At 44.3% G+C, this 16,285-nt stretch carries 15 protein-coding genes; 7 read left to right on the top strand and 8 right to left on the bottom strand.

What is annotated here, in order from left to right; translation table 11 throughout:
• Positions 1 to 161: 161 nt before the first annotated feature.
• Positions 162 to 761 (bottom strand): methyltransferase, encoded by a 600-nt coding sequence (locus tag ITG09_16565; protein UPR54568.1) that lies wholly within the window; start codon positions 759 to 761, stop codon positions 162 to 164.
• A 161-nt stretch (positions 762 to 922) separates the two neighbouring features.
• On the opposite strand from ITG09_16565, the gene ITG09_16560 reads away from it, so the two are divergent.
• Positions 923 to 1,801 carry a LysR family transcriptional regulator gene (locus tag ITG09_16560; GenBank protein ID UPR54567.1) on the top strand — a complete coding sequence of 293 codons (879 nt, stop codon included), beginning with the start codon at positions 923 to 925 and terminating at the stop codon, positions 1,799 to 1,801.
• 50 nt (positions 1,802 to 1,851) lie between these two features.
• Here the strand turns inward: ITG09_16560 and ITG09_16555 are convergent, their stop codons facing one another.
• The gene (locus ITG09_16555) at positions 1,852 to 2,202 is read right to left on the bottom strand and encodes a hypothetical protein (GenBank protein ID UPR54566.1); all 351 of its coding nucleotides are present in this window, start codon (positions 2,200 to 2,202) and stop codon (positions 1,852 to 1,854) included.
• 281 nt (positions 2,203 to 2,483) lie between these two features.
• Between ITG09_16555 and ITG09_16550 the strand changes: the two genes are divergently transcribed.
• Entirely contained in the window at positions 2,484 to 3,380 is an 897-nt protein-coding gene (locus ITG09_16550) for a cation diffusion facilitator family transporter (protein ID UPR54565.1), read from the top strand.
• A gap of 49 nt (positions 3,381 to 3,429) precedes the next feature.
• On the opposite strand, the gene yddG is transcribed toward ITG09_16550, so the two are convergent.
• Together yddG and yjjG are read right to left on the bottom strand one after the other, a co-directional pair.
• Complete coding sequence (gene yddG / locus ITG09_16545; GenBank protein ID UPR54564.1) at positions 3,430 to 4,362, bottom strand: aromatic amino acid DMT transporter YddG; 933 nt, start codon at positions 4,360 to 4,362, stop codon at positions 3,430 to 3,432.
• Between the two features lie 206 nt (positions 4,363 to 4,568).
• Complete coding sequence (gene yjjG, locus ITG09_16540; GenBank protein ID UPR54563.1) at positions 4,569 to 5,243, bottom strand: pyrimidine 5'-nucleotidase; 675 nt, start codon at positions 5,241 to 5,243, stop codon at positions 4,569 to 4,571.
• Positions 5,244 to 5,862: 619 nt separating this feature from the next.
• Here yjjG and yiaY point away from each other — a divergent pair.
• The 3 genes from yiaY to ITG09_16525 all read left to right on the top strand — a co-directional run bounded on the left by yiaY (position 5,863) and on the right by ITG09_16525 (position 10,141).
• A complete protein-coding gene (gene yiaY, locus ITG09_16535; protein ID UPR54562.1) occupies positions 5,863 to 7,011 on the top strand; it encodes an L-threonine dehydrogenase in 1,149 nt (382 codons plus the stop codon).
• A gap of 415 nt (positions 7,012 to 7,426) precedes the next feature.
• The gene (locus tag ITG09_16530) at positions 7,427 to 8,869 is read left to right on the top strand and encodes a hypothetical protein (protein ID UPR54561.1); all 1,443 of its coding nucleotides are present in this window, start codon (positions 7,427 to 7,429) and stop codon (positions 8,867 to 8,869) included.
• A 39-nt stretch (positions 8,870 to 8,908) separates the two neighbouring features.
• Complete coding sequence (locus ITG09_16525; GenBank protein UPR54560.1) at positions 8,909 to 10,141, top strand: hypothetical protein; 1,233 nt, start codon at positions 8,909 to 8,911, stop codon at positions 10,139 to 10,141.
• A 72-nt stretch (positions 10,142 to 10,213) separates the two neighbouring features.
• Here ITG09_16525 and ITG09_16520 read toward each other — a convergent pair whose 3' ends face one another.
• The 4 genes from ITG09_16520 to ITG09_16505 all read right to left on the bottom strand — a co-directional run bounded on the left by ITG09_16520 (position 10,214) and on the right by ITG09_16505 (position 13,132).
• Positions 10,214 to 10,525, bottom strand: a complete 312-nt coding sequence (locus tag ITG09_16520) for a hypothetical protein (protein ID UPR54559.1) — start codon at positions 10,523 to 10,525, stop codon at positions 10,214 to 10,216.
• On the bottom strand, positions 10,515 to 10,874 hold the full coding sequence (locus ITG09_16515; GenBank protein UPR54558.1) for a hypothetical protein: 360 nt from the start codon (positions 10,872 to 10,874) through the stop codon (positions 10,515 to 10,517). The genes ITG09_16520 and ITG09_16515 overlap by 11 nt, the downstream gene beginning before the upstream one ends.
• 257 nt (positions 10,875 to 11,131) lie before the next feature.
• Positions 11,132 to 11,566, bottom strand: coding sequence for a YccF domain-containing protein (locus ITG09_16510; GenBank protein UPR54557.1), 435 nt, complete (start codon positions 11,564 to 11,566; stop codon positions 11,132 to 11,134).
• Positions 11,567 to 12,055: 489 nt separating this feature from the next.
• The gene (locus ITG09_16505) at positions 12,056 to 13,132 is read right to left on the bottom strand and encodes a threonine aldolase (GenBank protein UPR54556.1); all 1,077 of its coding nucleotides are present in this window, start codon (positions 13,130 to 13,132) and stop codon (positions 12,056 to 12,058) included.
• A gap of 304 nt (positions 13,133 to 13,436) precedes the next feature.
• On the opposite strand from ITG09_16505, the gene ITG09_16500 reads away from it, so the two are divergent.
• Positions 13,437 to 14,054: an NAD(P)H-dependent oxidoreductase gene (locus ITG09_16500; protein ID UPR54555.1), complete on the top strand. Its 618-nt coding sequence runs from the start codon at positions 13,437 to 13,439 to the stop codon at positions 14,052 to 14,054.
• Complete coding sequence (locus ITG09_16495; protein UPR54554.1) at positions 14,054 to 15,979, top strand: cation:proton antiporter; 1,926 nt, start codon at positions 14,054 to 14,056, stop codon at positions 15,977 to 15,979. The genes ITG09_16500 and ITG09_16495 overlap by 1 nt, the downstream gene beginning before the upstream one ends.
• The last annotated feature ends 306 nt before the right edge of the window (positions 15,980 to 16,285 follow it).

Here is a 16,285-nt window from a genome sequence, read left to right as displayed (position 1 = left end):
AAGACTATATTTCCAAAATGGAAATAAGAAAGCGCTAACTCGTTCTGTTTAAAACGATGTCGCCAAAAAGAGAAAACCCACATAACTGACGTTTGAGTCGTTAATGTGGGTTTAGTATTTTAAATGAGCATTCTGAATGCTAGCTCAAGGCATACACACGATTACAGATCAGGGAGGGCTTGTTTACGTCCAACACCCATCAATACCTTTAACTCTCCTTGTGGAGTGTCAATCGAGAACGGTGTGGAGACTTCAACCACTGCAAAGCCCGCTGCACTCAATACGTTTTCTGAGCGCTGTTGGCTTACACCGTAATCTTCACTGTCGCTTTCCAAGTACCAATCCCAGTGTACAAACGTGCCGTCGTTTTCAAGCAGCGTGTAAATCAGACTGACTGTGTCTTGTAGGTTTGGGATAAAACCACACACCGAAGAGGCTACCACTAGGTCAAACTGGTTTCTGAATGCTGGATGCTGCGCTGCAAGTCCGCGCGATAAAATATCAACTACCGGTTCAACGTTAGGTAACTCTTTCTTATCTAACTCTTCAATCATCCCTTCAGAGATATCAAGTGCGATGATCTCTTTTGCTAAAGGAGATATTTTCTGGCTGAGTAGTCCTGTACCACAACCAAAATCAAGGACACGGGTTCCGTTTAAATCAACGAGCTGTGTTAACTGGTCAAATACGGACTGTGCGAATACTGCGGTCGCGGGATCTTTATCCCAATCAACGGCGTATTCGTCCCATTGTTTCGCCATCATGGCCTCCATCTTTACTTCTTGTAGGTTCGGAACTTCCCCAGAGTAAACCAAATTAGTCAATTCGTCATAGAGTTATCATGCAAAGATGGACTATTTCTAAGATAGTCAGCACAATATTCAGATAATATGCACCGACCCCCGCTCAATATGGAAATGAAATGAACCTTTCTCAAGTCCAAGCCTTTTGTTCCGTTGCTGATTTAGGATCAGTTTCTGAAGCCGCACGCCAGTTAGAATGCAACCGAACCAAACTCAGCATGTCGATTAAAGCCTTGGAAAAAGAGTTAGATGTCGAACTGTTCGTCCGCAGCGGAAACCACGTTGAGCTTTCAGAAGCGGGTAAAGCGATTTACAAGGATTGCGAAGGCATGTTGGTGACAGCCGCGCGTATTAAACAAACCTGCTTACATGTCTCGGGCGAATTCAACGCAGAGATTTGGATAGCCCGAGATGATTCCCTACCCGATGAAATGTGGCAGGACTTATCCCACGCCTTAAATAACAAGTACCCTTCTACCTCATTTAACTTCGTTCTCGCGTCGAGCGGTGACTTAGCTAACCTAGTTGAAACTCAGCAAGTCGACTTCGCATTTGGTGTCGATTACGAACGCGTCGATGACCCAAGAATTATCTACAACCCGCTTGGTAAAATTCGAATGATGTCTGTATGTAAGAAAGGGCATGATTTGAGTGCGATGCGACGAGTGTCTGATGAGGTACTAAGGAATTCGATGCAAGCGACCATGGTTTATCTTAATGAAAAGGATAATCCTGAGCTTGAGCCCTTCTCGCGTCGTTACATTGGTTTCTCTAGCTTTGACTTTATGTTGGATACGATTTTACGTGAAGAGGCATGGGGTGTAATGCCAGAGCCATTGATTCGCCATTTACTGCGTGAACAAGAGCTCGCAGTGATCAAGCACACCTACGGCTTAACGCAAGAAGACTACTGTATGTTTACCGCAGCTGGTATGGCAGAGCACCCAGGAATGAATTGGTTAGCCGACCAGCTTAGTGATTACTTGTTTGATTTCTAGCTCACGCTTATCGTCCATAGCAAAGGGCAAAATCACAAACAACACAGCTCCTAAAAAACCATCACGTGATCCACTAAGTAGCGTCCTTCTTCTTCAACCAATACCATTTCGGCGACAAACTCACCTTTGGCGATGGTATACGCTTGTTTCCACACAAAGGCGATGGAGTCTGAACGTCTAAACAGCGCAACTTGCTCACGCTCAGCAAAAAAGCCATTACTGTGCTGATAATGGTGGCATACCTTTTCTAAATATTCTGGCGTAACAATGTCTTTCATCCTTTGAGTGAAGTCTCGACAGTGCTGTTCATGATCAACCTTGGTTGAACCATCCATCAGATTATCCATGATAGGGTTAGCAATCACCCACAACTCGTTATCACTGATATCGTCAAACTTCATATTGATTCACTCCTTGTCCATCGCAGTTAAATCTAGAAACCAATAAGACCTTAGCGACTGATGTGTTTTATTAATCATAAACGATCCCATTTCAGTTGCACACCATCCCCAAAAAACACTCATCGCCAACTTTATTGACACCAGGGATTAATCTTAAGATACTGAATTTTATTGATTTATATGTATTACTTAAATAAGACATATAAACGTCATCAGATAAAGTTTGTAAAGTTAGCTCAATATTAGAACAATGAAGTTATCAAAAACATCTGGAAAATATTATGTGTGACAGGAAAAGCCAAAACGAAAATCGAGTACTATTGTTCTCAGCCCTTTTAGCATCAGGCTTCGCAATTGGCGGGTTGGTGTTGGGTCTTCTCGTTGGCTCTCTAGTCATAGTATTTGACGGTGTCTATTCTCTTATCAGCTTACTGTTAACTTTATTGTCACTAGCTGCTTCAAAATACATTAATCGCCCTTCAGATAGAGAGTTCCCGTTTGGTCGAGCTATCATCGAACCGATTGTGATTGCGATTAAAGCCGTTGTGATTCTACTTGTGGTTGGTTATTCGCTTTACTCTGCGATCGGTGCCTTGATGACAGGCGGCCGTGAGGTCGATGCTTCTATCGCAACTCTGTTTGGTATTTTCAACGTGTTGGGCTGTGGTTATGCTTGGTGGTACATCGCGAACAAGAGCAAACGTATCTCTTCAGGTCTGATTCAAGCGGAATCTAAACAGTGGCAGATGGATACGCTACTGAGTGTAGCGGTAACAGCGGGTTTCGTCGTAGCGTGGGCAATGACATTCTCACCTCTTGCGTCATACGCTGTATATGCCGACCCAATGATGATGTTACTAATGTCTTTCTACTTCATCAAAGTACCTTTCGACATGTTACGTGAAGCCATGCGCGAACTGCTGATGATGTCGGCAACCAAAGACATTTGTGATGCGGTAGATAAAAACGTGGTCGCTGTAGACAAAGAAGCGGATCAAGATTTGGAGCTAATGGGTGTGACTAAGGTTGGTCCAGAGCTAAGAATCAACGTTGATATTCATACCAATGACCAAGATGCGATTGCGGTTGATGATATTGAACGTACGCGCAGCCAGCTTAAGCGACGCTTATCGAAGATGCCTTATGAGCTTCAATTGAATCTCAATATCGCGAGTTAAGAATTGAGAGTAAAAAAACCAAGAGTTAACCCATCAATCTCCCGCTAACTTAAGACTCTGATTGAACCTTTTTAGAAGCCGACGCCGTAACCGTCGGCTTTCTGTCTCTGGTTACCCACCAGCAAGCTAAAGAGCCAATCGTTACCATACAAACACCCTGCCAAAACGTCATGCTCAATGACAAGCCCAAAATCATAGAAGACAATAAGGTCGCAAAAATAGGCGTGAAATACGACATGGTCGCCAGGAAGACCATATTGCCACCTAGAATCGCTGTATTCCAAAGCGCGTAGCCTGCGCCCATACACACACCAGCCAGCACTAAGTCAATTGCTGCACTGGTTGTCATTACCATACTGGTTTCGTTGCTCAATGCGTATTTGATCCACAGAGTGATCGCCGTAGCGATAAAGAAAAGCACAATCGCATTCTGCCCTTTTGCCACTTTCTGAGTGTAACTACAGTAAACCGCCCAAATAATCGCGCCGAAAAACGCCATTGAATAGGTTTTAGGATTCGTCGCAATATTAGCCGCGATTTGATCGACAGAAAGCCCCTGCTCGCCGCTGATACTCCAAGCCACCCCGAAGAATGCCAAAAAGATACTTGGATAAACCAACCAATTAATCTTCTTGTCGCTCAGCAGCACCGCAAACAACACCGTCAGTGCTGGCCATAGATAGTTAATCACAGCCATCTCTATCGCTTGATGTCGGCTGTTCGCCATTCCCAACGCCAGCGCCAAGAAGATCTCATAACAAACGAACAAAGCGCCGCCAATCAATAGATACGACTTAGAAAAGCGCGACAGCTTAGGTAACCCCATAACACAGACCAACAACAGTGAGCTCACCGTATAAAGACTGGCGGCGCCACCAATTGGACCTAGCTGTTCTGAGACACTACGAGAGAGAGCAATCAAGCAGCTCCATAGTAAAATGGCGATAATACCGTAGCAGCTATAACGATGAGATTTCAGCACGCCTCTTCCTTTATCTGTTTTTGATGGTCACCCTATGGTTAAACCAAGTTCAAAATAATTGGCGAGTACATTTTTGTACTCGCCATAAGTATTTGATTTACCAGTATCAATCGATTTACGAATCATAAATCAATTTGCAAAGAACTGGTCAATTAACGAAATCAACCGATTGTGATTGCGTATTCGCTAGTGGCAGTCGTTATTGCCTAAGCCAGTAGAAGCGCTTGCAAATCAGCCAGTGACTTAACTTGATAATGAGGGTTGATACCCGCTGGCGTTGCTTTTTCTTGACTGTTTAACCAACAAGTTTCGATACCAAAATCGAGTCCGCCTAAAATATCGGAATGTGGGTTATCGCCAACCATCAATACTCTTTGCTTCGATGGGAATCCAACCAACTTATGTGCATATTCAAAAATCTGGGCATCCGGTTTAGCTACCCCAACCTCTTCAGAAATAATGACGTGATCAAAGTAATCCGTCATTCCTGTGCGCTCTAAACGGATAGACTGCAGCTCTGTAAAACCATTCGTGATGATGCCCATGTTCACTTTGCCTTTTAAAGACTTCACCAACTCTTGTGCGCCCGGTAATAAAGAACAGATATCCGCCATCGCCGTTAAAAATGCACTGTTTAAAGCAGCCGTTGTTGTCTCTAGTTTCTCAGCCCAACTTTCGAAGCGCGTGTGTTTCAGTTGGTCTGCGGTAATACGACCATCTTGGTAATCGACCCAAAGTGGCAAATTAACCTTTTGGTAAGCCGAATAATCTTGCTCGCTGAAATCTACCCCAAAACGGGAAAACATCAGCTTCATTCCTTGGTAAGCATCAAAATGGAATAAGGTTTCGTCTGCATCAAAGAATATCCAATCGTACTTCATTATCTGTCCTATTATTCACGCTATCTAGCCGTGTTATTTTTGTTTTTTCTTAACCTCAAAAGCTAAGTGTGCATTCTACTACCATTTTTGTGAGCCTGAATATAGTTCTAATAATTTATAGAAAACAAGCAACAAGTCATGATGTATCGCAAATTTTGCCACATATTAAACCAATACCATACAAGAAACACACGTACTGTACCGGGAGGTACTATGAAGCACTTCTTACCCTCATCCGTCATGCTTACTCCGTTTCTTGTCAAATATTATGATGAAGAGCCACAAGCTTCTTCTGACGAATGCGAAATGGAGGAATTATCTACGGACAACCCAGAAAGCAAGTCGAAAGAACTAACAAATGAACCAACAATCAGTGAGTAGCCCCATTAAATCATCATGATGGAGTGGCATACAGGTTTATAATTAATCAGTCCCTTAAGATCTATAAATGACAACGATCACATCAAAAAACTATAAAAACGATTGCTATCTGCGCCCTGTCACACCCCATAACCACAAAGTGGTACCTTGGAGCCAACGTTGACTCAGATCAATGGTCGACCAGTTGTTTGCCGACACCATATAGGAAATTAAAAATCATAATTAATGGAGTTTTCCAATGTCTAGTGCTTTTTACATCCCTACAATCAACTTCATGGGAACAGGCTGCTTAAAGGATGCTGTTGATAGCATTCAGTCTCAAGGCTTTAAAAAAGGTCTTATCGTTACCGACAAAATCCTAAACCAAATAGGTATGGTTAAGCAGGTTCAAGACCTTCTAAATCAACGTGATGTTGATGCTGTTGTATTCGATGGTACTCAACCAAACCCAACCATCACCAACGTGAACGACGGCCTTGAGCTTCTGACTGACAACGACTGTGACTTTGTTATCTCTCTTGGTGGTGGTTCTCCGCACGATTGTGCAAAAGGTATTGCTCTGGTTGCTTCTAACGGCGGCAAGATTGCAGATTACGAAGGCGTCGATCAGTCTGAGAAGCCAATGATGCCTCTTATTGCTATTAATACCACGGCCGGCACGGCATCTGAAATCACCCGTTTCTGCATCATTACTGACGAAGCTCGTCACATTAAGATGGCTATCGTTGATAAACACACAACACCACTTATTTCAGTAAACGATCCTGAGTTAATGCTTGCTAAACCGGCATCATTAACTGCTGCAACAGGCATGGACGCGTTAACGCACGCAATCGAAGCTTACGTTTCTATCGCAGCAACGCCAATTACAGACGCTGTAGCAATTAAAGCAATCGAGCTTGTGCAAGCACACCTAAGAACAGCGGTAGCGCACGGCGAAGACATTGAAGCGCGTGAGCAAATGGCTTACGCGCAGTTCATGGCGGGTATGGCTTTCAACAACGCTTCTCTTGGCTATGTTCACGCAATGGCGCATCAACTGGGTGGTTTCTACGACCTTCCACACGGCGTATGTAACGCTATCTTGCTTCCGCACGTTCAACGCTACAACGCGCAAGTTTGCCCAGAACGCCTACGTGATGTAGCAAAAGCAATGGGTGTGAATATTGGAGGCATGACAGCAGAACAAGGCGCAGAAGCGGCGATCAACGCGATTGTCCAACTTGCAAACGACGTGAACATCCCAACAGGTATCGCTCAACTTGGTGCTAAACTAGAGGACATCCCAACCTTGTCTGACAACGCGCTGAAAGATGCTTGTGGTTTCACTAACCCTAAACAAGCAACTCATGAAGAGATCTCGGCAATCTTTGAAGCGGCAATGTAACTCTCAGTCGTGACATCCTCTTGAGGAGCTTCTGTATAGAAGCGTTATAAGAGAGCAACTTTATATTCTAGTTTTAGGGCGGGCTTACCATTGGTGAGCCCGCTTTTTTATCGAGTGACATCATACTTAAAGAGTGAAACAGATCACATATCCAAACAATAGTACTCGTTATTTTAGAAGACCCTACTAGTCCCCGCACAATCAACATCTTTCTTGTTGCTAAAAACACGCTGATCAATTGATCTTATTTATCTTGGTGTTATATAACCAACAAAGCATCACCCAGACAAATACATACCAAGCGTTAATATTCTTCTAAAAAAAATGGCCACTTTGCGCACCTTGCACAACTGAAATTCGTTTCCTAGCTTTCTTATGCAACAAACTCCAAACAACGTCAGTTTAGGATGAACTAATGAAAAAGAACCCACTCACTATTGTGCTAGGGCTAAGCGCTAGTGTGAGTCTGGTCGGGTGTTTTGACGACCCCGATTCAGACTCATCTAGTAATACCAGTTCTTATAGTGTGACAGCCATTGACGGTTATTTGCGTGACGCCAGCGTGTGGCTTGATCTAAATAGTAACTACGTTTTAGATAACGGAGAGCCTACCGCAACATCGGGAGAAGGTGGTGTCGCTGAATTAAATGTCAGCGGAATCGATAACCCTTCCCAATACCCTGTTGTAGTTCAAGCTATCGCAGGACAAACCATTGATGAAGACCAAGGCCAAGTCACAAAGAGCTACGTGATGTCCGCGCCTGCAGGAGAAACAGCCGTCACACCACTGTCAACTCTTGTACATAACACCCTAGAGCAAAACCCAAACCTATCCAAGGAAGATGCAACCCAACAAGTCGCCACTCAATTGGCTATCGACGTCGATGATGTTCTTGGTGACTTTTTAGAAGGTAATGGTGCACCTAAAGCCGCGTATGCAGCCGAAAAAATCGTTGAGTTAGGGGCGCTGCCAGAAGATCCCGAAGATCTGCAAAAAGCGACAGAAGAAGGCTCCTCTGAAGCGGGCAAGTTCACCATTATTGTGGCTGGTGTAAACGAAGAAATTAAAGCCATTCTCGATACCATCGATGACGAGCAAACCCCAGAGCAAATCAAGAATGACTTGGACCAAGCCGCAGAGATCGTCATTGCCGATGAAGATGGAGACGGCGTAAAAGATAGCGTCGATGAGTTCTTGGGTAACCCTAATGAATGGATTGACGCCGACGAAGACGATCTAGGTGACAACTTAGCTGACCCCTACCCTAATGACAGCGATAACGACAGTTACAACAATGATGTCGACCTATTTCCTAACGACGCTACCAAAGCTGGGGATCTAGACTCTGATGGCACCGATGAAATCGACGATCCGTACCCCAACGATACTGACAACGATGGTTATAGCAACAACGTCGATGAATTCCCGGATGATGACACACGTTCTGGCGATGACGACAACGATAGCTATGACAACCTCGATGATGAATACCCAACAGATCCAACACGAGCTGGAGATTCTGACGGAGACGACATCGACAACATAGATGATCAGTACCCTAATGACACCGACAACGACGGCTACGACAATGACGTCGACATGTATCCAGGTGACAACACCCGCGCTGGTGATGACGACGACGATGGTTACGACAACTTAGATGATGACTATCCAAACGATGATACACGCTCAGGTGACTTAGATAACGATGGCATCGACAACCTTAATGATAACTGCATAAACACAGCGAATGCTGACCAAGCCGACTCGGACAACGATGGCATTGGCGACACGTGTGCAACCAGCACTGCGTTAACTTGGGATAGCACCAATTGGGATGATAGCAACTGGCAGTAAGCGCCTGTTCACAGAATACGGATATATAAGGAATTTAACATGAACACCACCATGAAACTTGTGTTGGCAACAGCAGTAAGCAGCGCGTTTACGTCGAGTGCACTCGCTGAGGTGCCAAATACCTTTACCGCCAATACTCCGGCTAAAGCGAGCGAAGTAAATGCAAATTTCACAGCACTTGACCAAGATATTTCATCCTTAGGCACTGAGGTTGATGATTTGACGGATGAGGTTGACTCTATCGAGGCGAGAGTGAGCAGCTTGGAAGACTCTGGCGTTTCGACAGATGCCTATTCGACCGTCGATCTTAACTGTAATGACGACGCTGATTCTCTGAAGGATGCACTTGAAGACTCTCGTAATACCACCACCAGAACGACTTATAACGTTACAGGTGCGTGCAATTCGGTATTTATTGTTCGCAATGACGTAAAAATTGTTGGCGTAGACAGTGCCAGTATCCTTGCAGGTGCCAGTCAAGACGAACCCGAAGCCGTTTTCATTGATGGTCAATCCAGTGTGAGGCTTCAAGATATCACCCTTGGCGGCATGCTTTTCGCCAGAAACAGTTCATCTGTGCGCTTTGACAACGTTACCCTACCTACTGCGGTAGAAGATGGCGACGCATATCAAACCAACGTAACAATTCGAACCGCTTATCTACGAGTCAATTCTGGTTCAGTCAACAATCTTGCGCTGCACCTTAATCGCAACGCCAGTGTCGATATTCGCAGCAGTATTACCGGTAGTGCTCCTCAAGCTATCGCCGATGCAAACTCTAGCCTTGTTGTCGACAGCGGTGACGTCTCCTTCACCAACCTAGAGGCTATCGGTAGTTCGTTTGTTTACGTTTCGAACCTCGTCGCAGAGAATGTCGTTGTTGAGTCTGGCTCGACGTTAGAAGCTGATGAACTCACCGTGAGTAATGAATTGGAGGCGTGGGGTAACTCGCGAATCTCGGTTTGGGGCGATGCCACCATCACAAACGACACTTACATCTCTCAAGCTAGCTCTTTTGTGTCAGATGGTGATGTTTCAAGTGGCGTTTTCGAATGTGAATCCAACTCGATGTTCCAGATTCTCGGTAATCTAACCGTGACCGACACCTTTGAATGGGATGACTCCAATACCAGTGGCTTGAGCCTACAGCGTGGTTGCCACGGGCAATACGGGGTCGATGAAGAGGATGGCGGTACTTTTAATGGCTCATTAATCAAAGATAACTACTCAGCATTAGTAGACGGCCAATATATGGAGGTAATTCCAGATTAATTAACGCTAAAGGCGTAAACGATATTCTCTATATTAAGCCGGGAAAGCAACGTTCTTCCCGGCTTAACTGTTCTATTTACTCAATTTGGACAACAACTCTTCACCAAAATACGAATTACCTGTTACTTCAGTCAACCAATCATTCACCGACAGCAAAGAAACAAACACGGCAGGTTGGTGGTGTTCATAATTATCCCATTTAACGGTCTCTGGAATGTAACCATGATTAATACCCACCAACTCCCCATGTTGGTTATACACGCCGCCTCCCGACATGCCGATACGAACTAAACCAGTAGATGCAGACATTGTGCACCCTTGCCAAGTTGCGACATTAATTTCACCAATGTAATAACCACCGTTAACCGTTGGCTCACGCGTCATTGGATAGCCAACATGAGCGACAAACTCGCCACGAAATACTACCCCCAGTTTGGATGACTGTTTGCCTGGGACGTTTGATTAATGCCACATCGCATTCAGGATGATAAATCACCTCCAGATCTAAACTTTCGAGCAAATGCTTATTATGTTTTGCCGTTAACACCCAATCTTCATCTAGTCTAACGGTACTTGCTTCAATGGTTTGAATAAGCGGGACGCCATAAGTAATCTTCTGATTTTGTACCATAAAACCCTCTTTATGGGGTTTTGTTGCAGAAGAGAAACCATTGCTACAGCCAACCGACGTACTGCACAATAACAGCATGAGTACGTTCGATTTTGTAGACATAACACCCTCCGATTTTTAATTTATCGAGTTTCAAGGATGCTGCACCACTAAGGCTAGCAAAATAGATGAAAGGTAACTAAACAACCGCATGCACTTAACAACTGCGCATAAGGGTACTAGGTTGGAGAGTTTCACTATATTGCGAGGGTGTCTCTTTCCGTGGAGTGGGAGTGCACATACTAATGCGGCAAGAAAAAGAGCATGCTCAGTAGCATGCTCTTTTATTATTTGCAGACCTGTGTAATACAGATAGAAAATTAACCTTTGTAATTTCTTACTCGCGCTGCTTCGGCTTCACGTTTATCGACAACCGTCTTACCGATTGGCGCCAGCGAGATAACCGCGAGCTTAAGGTGTTGAATCGCGAACGGAATACCGATGATGGTAATGAAACACGCCACTGCTGACATGATGTGACCAATCGCAAGCCAGATTCCCGCAAACAAGAACCAAATAACGTTACCAATCACACCTAGCGGACTCGTGCCAATGTCCATTTCATTGGTCAGTTCATCACGCGAAATCGCTTCCTGACCAAATGGGAAGAATGAGAAGTTACCCATAACAAAACACGCTCTACCCCATGGAATACCAACGATGGTTAGGAATGCGAGCAGTCCGAAGAACCACCACGCCAGCCCCATAAATACACCACCGAACAGAAACCAAATGATGTTTCCTATTGTTTTCATTCTGTATTCTCCAAATCTTTGAATGCTGTTTATTTTATATGCCGAGTGAGGCAATACTTTTTCTAATAGGTTCATTATTGTTGAACCTTTATGAACCATTTATGAATCACTTACATTTTATGTGATTGATATACTCCACGGTTCTCTAAATCTACATAGGGCTAAACCCATTTATTTGATACCATGCACTTAGATTTTTAGTACCAAAAAGCTAAACAGACACGACAACTACTTTAAGGCCGAATTTATGAATAACACTGAGCAACCTAAAAAGAAAATCAAAAACTGGGTGCCAATCGTCTTCTTCGGACTTCTCAGTACGGTTCCAGTGTTCATGTTCTTAGTCGACGTGTACATCAACCAGTATATGTAACAGAGCCTGCCGTCCTAGCTGCATAAATGGATACCGGACCAATTTCCTGTATCCATTTCCATTAGATCCGTTGTTCTGCAGTCAGTTCTATTGTAATCAACTCAACTCTTCCGCAATCAAATCAGCTCTTCGTTAATAAAATCAAGAATGTCGATCAGCTCATGATCAGGCAGATTTAATAAGTTATCCCCTACATACCATTCAATTTTACATTGGTTTGGCAATTCGCTGATCGCTGGGTTTCCTATCCAAACCTTGTGTTTCTTAGCTATGTTATCTCTCACGATAATGCCGTCTTCGTAACTCACAGGTAAATAGAGGTGAAGCATGTTGACCTGCGGTTGCTGTGGGTTAACCGTAAACTGAGGGTAATCTTGTAGGATTTGATAAACCTGTTTGGTGCGTTCGTATAAAGCAGGCATCAGTTCTAATCGCTCATCAAACTGCATCGCAGCTGAAACCACATAAGGCGTTCTGTGATAAACATTACCACCTTGACGTTTCATCCAGGCCGATGCTTTCGCTACAAAAGCTTTATCGCCCAACAATAACGAACCACCAAGGCCATTGAGACCTTTATACAGAGAAACATAGGCGCTATCGAACCCCTTAGCAATTTCGCTGTATGGCTTTTGGTAATAGGCGCCACATTCCCACAAGCGTGCACCATCCATATGAAAGTGAATCGATTGTTCTTTGCAGTACTGCTTTATAGCTTCAAGCTCTTCCCACTCAGGCAACTGACCACCAATCTCTCGCATCGGTAGTTCATACAATGCCGCGGCAATCTCATCAGGCCAAGTCTTTAAGTCGTCGACATTCCAAGTGCGAAATACATTACCAACCGGAAGTACATTGAAACGGTTCTGGAGCTGATACCCTTGGCGTTCATGGCGCATAATATGACTGGATTCGTGCATCGCCACTAGTGGGTTTCTTTTCTCTTGGCAGGCAATTTCTAATGCTGTGGGTTGATTCATGGTGCCAGTGATAACAAACACGGCGGCTTCATAACCAAGCAGATCTGCGACCTTGTTTTCGAAGCTCTCGATAAACTCGCCATCACCGTAGCTATCATGGCTCACATTGTGTGTTTCACACCATTCAGCCATCTGAGCGAATGTTTGTGCTGGTGTCGGTTCTAGATGACCAGAAAGCAACAAATCACATTGTTGACGCAAGTCCATGCTCATAGTTTTTTCCTTTATTCATTATCGTTCTATGTAGGGTTATTGGATTATTTACGTTACCCACCAACGGTGACATAAAATGCCCATATTCGCTTTTACTATTCGTGAATAATTAGTTTTACTCAGTCATCGGCTACTTGCGCCTGAAAGACACAAAATAACTGGTGTCTTATAGAATTAAGCGCAGAAAAGCACCCGTATCTAAACAAAGAACTATGGGCTAATTCGTTGTTGTTCAACCATTCTTCTATTATTGTATAACTATAATTCCAATAAATATTATTCGTTAATGGACAAAGAGGGCTATATGTCGAAAAATCGAGTCTTGGTGCTATTCGCCCACCCTTCTCAACATCGTTCTGAAGCAAACAAACCCTTATTTGAACAAGCCAAACGCGTTGACGGTGTTACCTGTGTCGATCTCTATGCTGAGTATCCGACATTTAAAATCAACATCGACCGTGAACAGAAACGCCTGTTAGACCATGACATCATCATTTTTCAGTTCCCTTTGTATTGGTACTCAACACCGGCAATTCTTAAAGAGTGGCAAGATCTTGTTCTTGAATACGGCTTCGCCTATGGCGCTGATGGTAATGAACTGCAGGGTAAGAACTTGTTATGTAGCATTACTGCAGGTGGCAAGAAAGACGCCTACCAAAGTGATGGTTACAACCATTTCACTATTCGAGAGCTGCTTCACCCAATAGAACAAACCGCTTCTCTGTGTGGGATGACCTACCTCGCACCATTTGCTCTATTTGGTTCACGTACCGCATTGGAAGAAAACCGCATTCAAGAGCATGTCGATAGCTATAAAGTGCTGTTGGAGGCACTGGTTGCCGGCAAGATCAATATCAAGAAAGCCAGCAAGGCAGAAAAACTCAACCACTACGTAGAAGAACTAATGGCAGAGGTTAAATAATGACGGGATATTTTCTACAAGCATTTATCTACTTAGTCGCAGCAGTTATTGCGGTGCCTATTGCCAAAAGACTTGGCCTTGGTTCTGTCTTGGGTTACCTCATTGCTGGTGTTGTTATTGGCCCAATCATCGGCCTAGTGGGTGAAGAGACCACAACTATTCAACACTTTGCCGAGTTCGGTGTAGTTATGATGCTGTTCTTAGTCGGACTGGAACTTGAACCTAAGATGCTTTGGGCAATGAGAAACCGACTTATGGGTCTTGGTGGCCTGCAAGTTGGTGGCACGACCGCGATTGTAATGGGTATCGCCCTTTTCTTCGGACAGCCTTGGACCATTGCACTGACTATCGGTTTGATCTTCGCACTATCATCTACTGCGATTGTACTTCAAACCTTTAATGAGAAAGGGCTCTCCAAGACAGAAGGCGGCAAGAATGCTTTCTCGGTCTTACTGTTCCAAGATATCGCAGTCATTCCGATGCTGGCATTTATCCCTCTATTAGCGTTGCCAGAATTAATCGAAGCTGCACAAAGCGCTGTCGCTTCGGCTTCTGATCACCATGAAGAGTTGAGTCTTGTTGCTGGCCTACCCGGCTGGGCTTATGGCCTAGTGATCACAGCATCTATTGCGATTGTTGTGGTCGGCGGGCACTTCTTGAGTCGTCCACTGTTCCGCTTTGTGGCGAGCTCAGGCCTACGTGAAATCTTTACTGCAACCGCACTGATGTTGGTGATTGGTATTGCTGCATTAATGAGCCTAGTCGGCCTATCACCGGCTTTGGGCACTTTCCTTGCCGGTGTGGTATTGGCCAACAGTGAATTCCGCCACGAACTTGAGTCTAACATCGACCCGTTTAAAGGGCTGCTACTTGGCTTGTTCTTCATCACCGTAGGTGCAGGCATCAACTTTGATGTTCTATTCAACGACTTTGGTTTGATCATTGGCCTCACCCTTGGCGTTATGCTTCTAAAAGCCTTGGTGCTATTTACGCTAGCGTTAATCTTCAAAATCAAAAACAGTGACCGTTGGCTATTTACATTGAGCTTGGCGCAAGCCGGTGAATTCGGTTTTGTACTACTTAGCTTCTCGGCTCAAAACCACGTATTGCCTGCTGATATAGTCCAAACTCTATCGCTGGTTGTGGCACTTTCAATGTTCCTAACGCCAGGATTATTCATTCTATTTGATAAAGTGATTCTGCCTCGTTACGAACAAAAATCTAACGACCGCGAAGAAGATACTATTGAAGAGAAAGGCACCGTTATCATTGCGGGCATTGGTCGATTCGGTCAAATCGTTAACCGCTTGTTGGTGTCGAATGATGTTAAAACCGTCGTTCTAGACCATCAAGCTAACCAAGTAGACGTGCTGCGCTCTATTAACATCAAATCTTATTTTGGTGATGCGACTCGTCACGACTTATTGCATACCGCAGGAATCGAAGAAGCCGCAATGCTTGTCGTCGCTATCGATAACCAAGACTCAAGCGTGGAATTGGTGAAGTATGTAAAACACACCTACCCTAATGTGAAGATCTTGGCTCGCGCATTCGACCGTGGTCATAGTTATCGCTTACGAGAAGCAGGAGCAGACTTTGTGGAATCAGAAACCTACCATTCTGCTCTTGAAATGGGCGCAGAAGCCCTGCGTTCTTTGGGTCATCACCCATTCTTCGTCGAACAGCAAAAATCGACGTATCAACGCGTTGAGAGCCGTAAGTCTGAAAAACTATACCAAGCTTGGTCTGAAGCGGAAGAGAATCCACGCTACGACAACAACTACCGACAAATCTTCATTCACCTTGAAGAAGCAATGAAAGAAGATATGAAGAAAGACCGTTCAGACAAGCATTCACGCTCCGAACGAGGTTGGACACCACCGCCAAAAGGTTATGCCGATGGCTTTGAGGAAGAAGAGTCTTAAGCAGAACTCTAGGCTACAGATCTAGATGACCATGCAATGTAACCATCAAAAGCGGCTATTTAAGCCGCTTTTTCTTTCATTTACCCCCTGCAAAACGTCAAATCAGCATAAGTATCAGGTGCTGAAACTCGTAATCCGAGAGATTTATGTGATCTAGCTAAAATTTTTAATTTCTGACCACATAGCATAAGTGGATTCTTTTTTTACATTATTGAAACATTCCAACCCCGCATAAACCACACCATAAACATAGCTATATATGCACTCATTCCTGCCATTCAAGCATCCACCCAATTCATAGCGACC

Origin of the sequence: Vibrio cyclitrophicus (assembly GCA_023206055.1) — a bacterium.
GTDB classification, from domain to species: Bacteria; Pseudomonadota; Gammaproteobacteria; order Enterobacterales; family Vibrionaceae; genus Vibrio; species Vibrio cyclitrophicus_A.
This window is presented reverse-complemented; position numbering and strand designations above follow the sequence as displayed.

Excerpts from the sequence above, each read along its gene's own strand:
- ITG09_16565 (UPR54568.1), bottom strand. The coding sequence starts at position 761 with ATGGCGAAACAATGGGACGAATACGCCGTTGATTGGGATAAAGATCCC.
- ITG09_16560 (UPR54567.1), top strand. The coding sequence starts at position 923 with ATGAACCTTTCTCAAGTCCAAGCCTTTTGTTCCGTTGCTGATTTAGGA.
- ITG09_16555 (UPR54566.1), bottom strand. The coding sequence starts at position 2,202 with ATGAAGTTTGACGATATCAGTGATAACGAGTTGTGGGTGATTGCTAAC.
- ITG09_16550 (UPR54565.1), top strand. The coding sequence starts at position 2,484 with ATGTGTGACAGGAAAAGCCAAAACGAAAATCGAGTACTATTGTTCTCA.
- yjjG (UPR54563.1), bottom strand. The coding sequence starts at position 5,243 with ATGAAGTACGATTGGATATTCTTTGATGCAGACGAAACCTTATTCCAT.
- yiaY (UPR54562.1), top strand. The coding sequence starts at position 5,863 with ATGTCTAGTGCTTTTTACATCCCTACAATCAACTTCATGGGAACAGGC.
- ITG09_16530 (UPR54561.1), top strand. The coding sequence starts at position 7,427 with ATGAAAAAGAACCCACTCACTATTGTGCTAGGGCTAAGCGCTAGTGTG.
- ITG09_16525 (UPR54560.1), top strand. The coding sequence starts at position 8,909 with ATGAACACCACCATGAAACTTGTGTTGGCAACAGCAGTAAGCAGCGCG.
- ITG09_16520 (UPR54559.1), bottom strand. The coding sequence starts at position 10,525 with ATGACGCGTGAGCCAACGGTTAACGGTGGTTATTACATTGGTGAAATT.
- ITG09_16515 (UPR54558.1), bottom strand. The coding sequence starts at position 10,874 with ATGTCTACAAAATCGAACGTACTCATGCTGTTATTGTGCAGTACGTCG.
- ITG09_16510 (UPR54557.1), bottom strand. The coding sequence starts at position 11,566 with ATGAAAACAATAGGAAACATCATTTGGTTTCTGTTCGGTGGTGTATTT.
- ITG09_16505 (UPR54556.1), bottom strand. The coding sequence starts at position 13,132 with ATGAGCATGGACTTGCGTCAACAATGTGATTTGTTGCTTTCTGGTCAT.
- ITG09_16500 (UPR54555.1), top strand. The coding sequence starts at position 13,437 with ATGTCGAAAAATCGAGTCTTGGTGCTATTCGCCCACCCTTCTCAACAT.
- ITG09_16495 (UPR54554.1), top strand. The coding sequence starts at position 14,054 with ATGACGGGATATTTTCTACAAGCATTTATCTACTTAGTCGCAGCAGTT.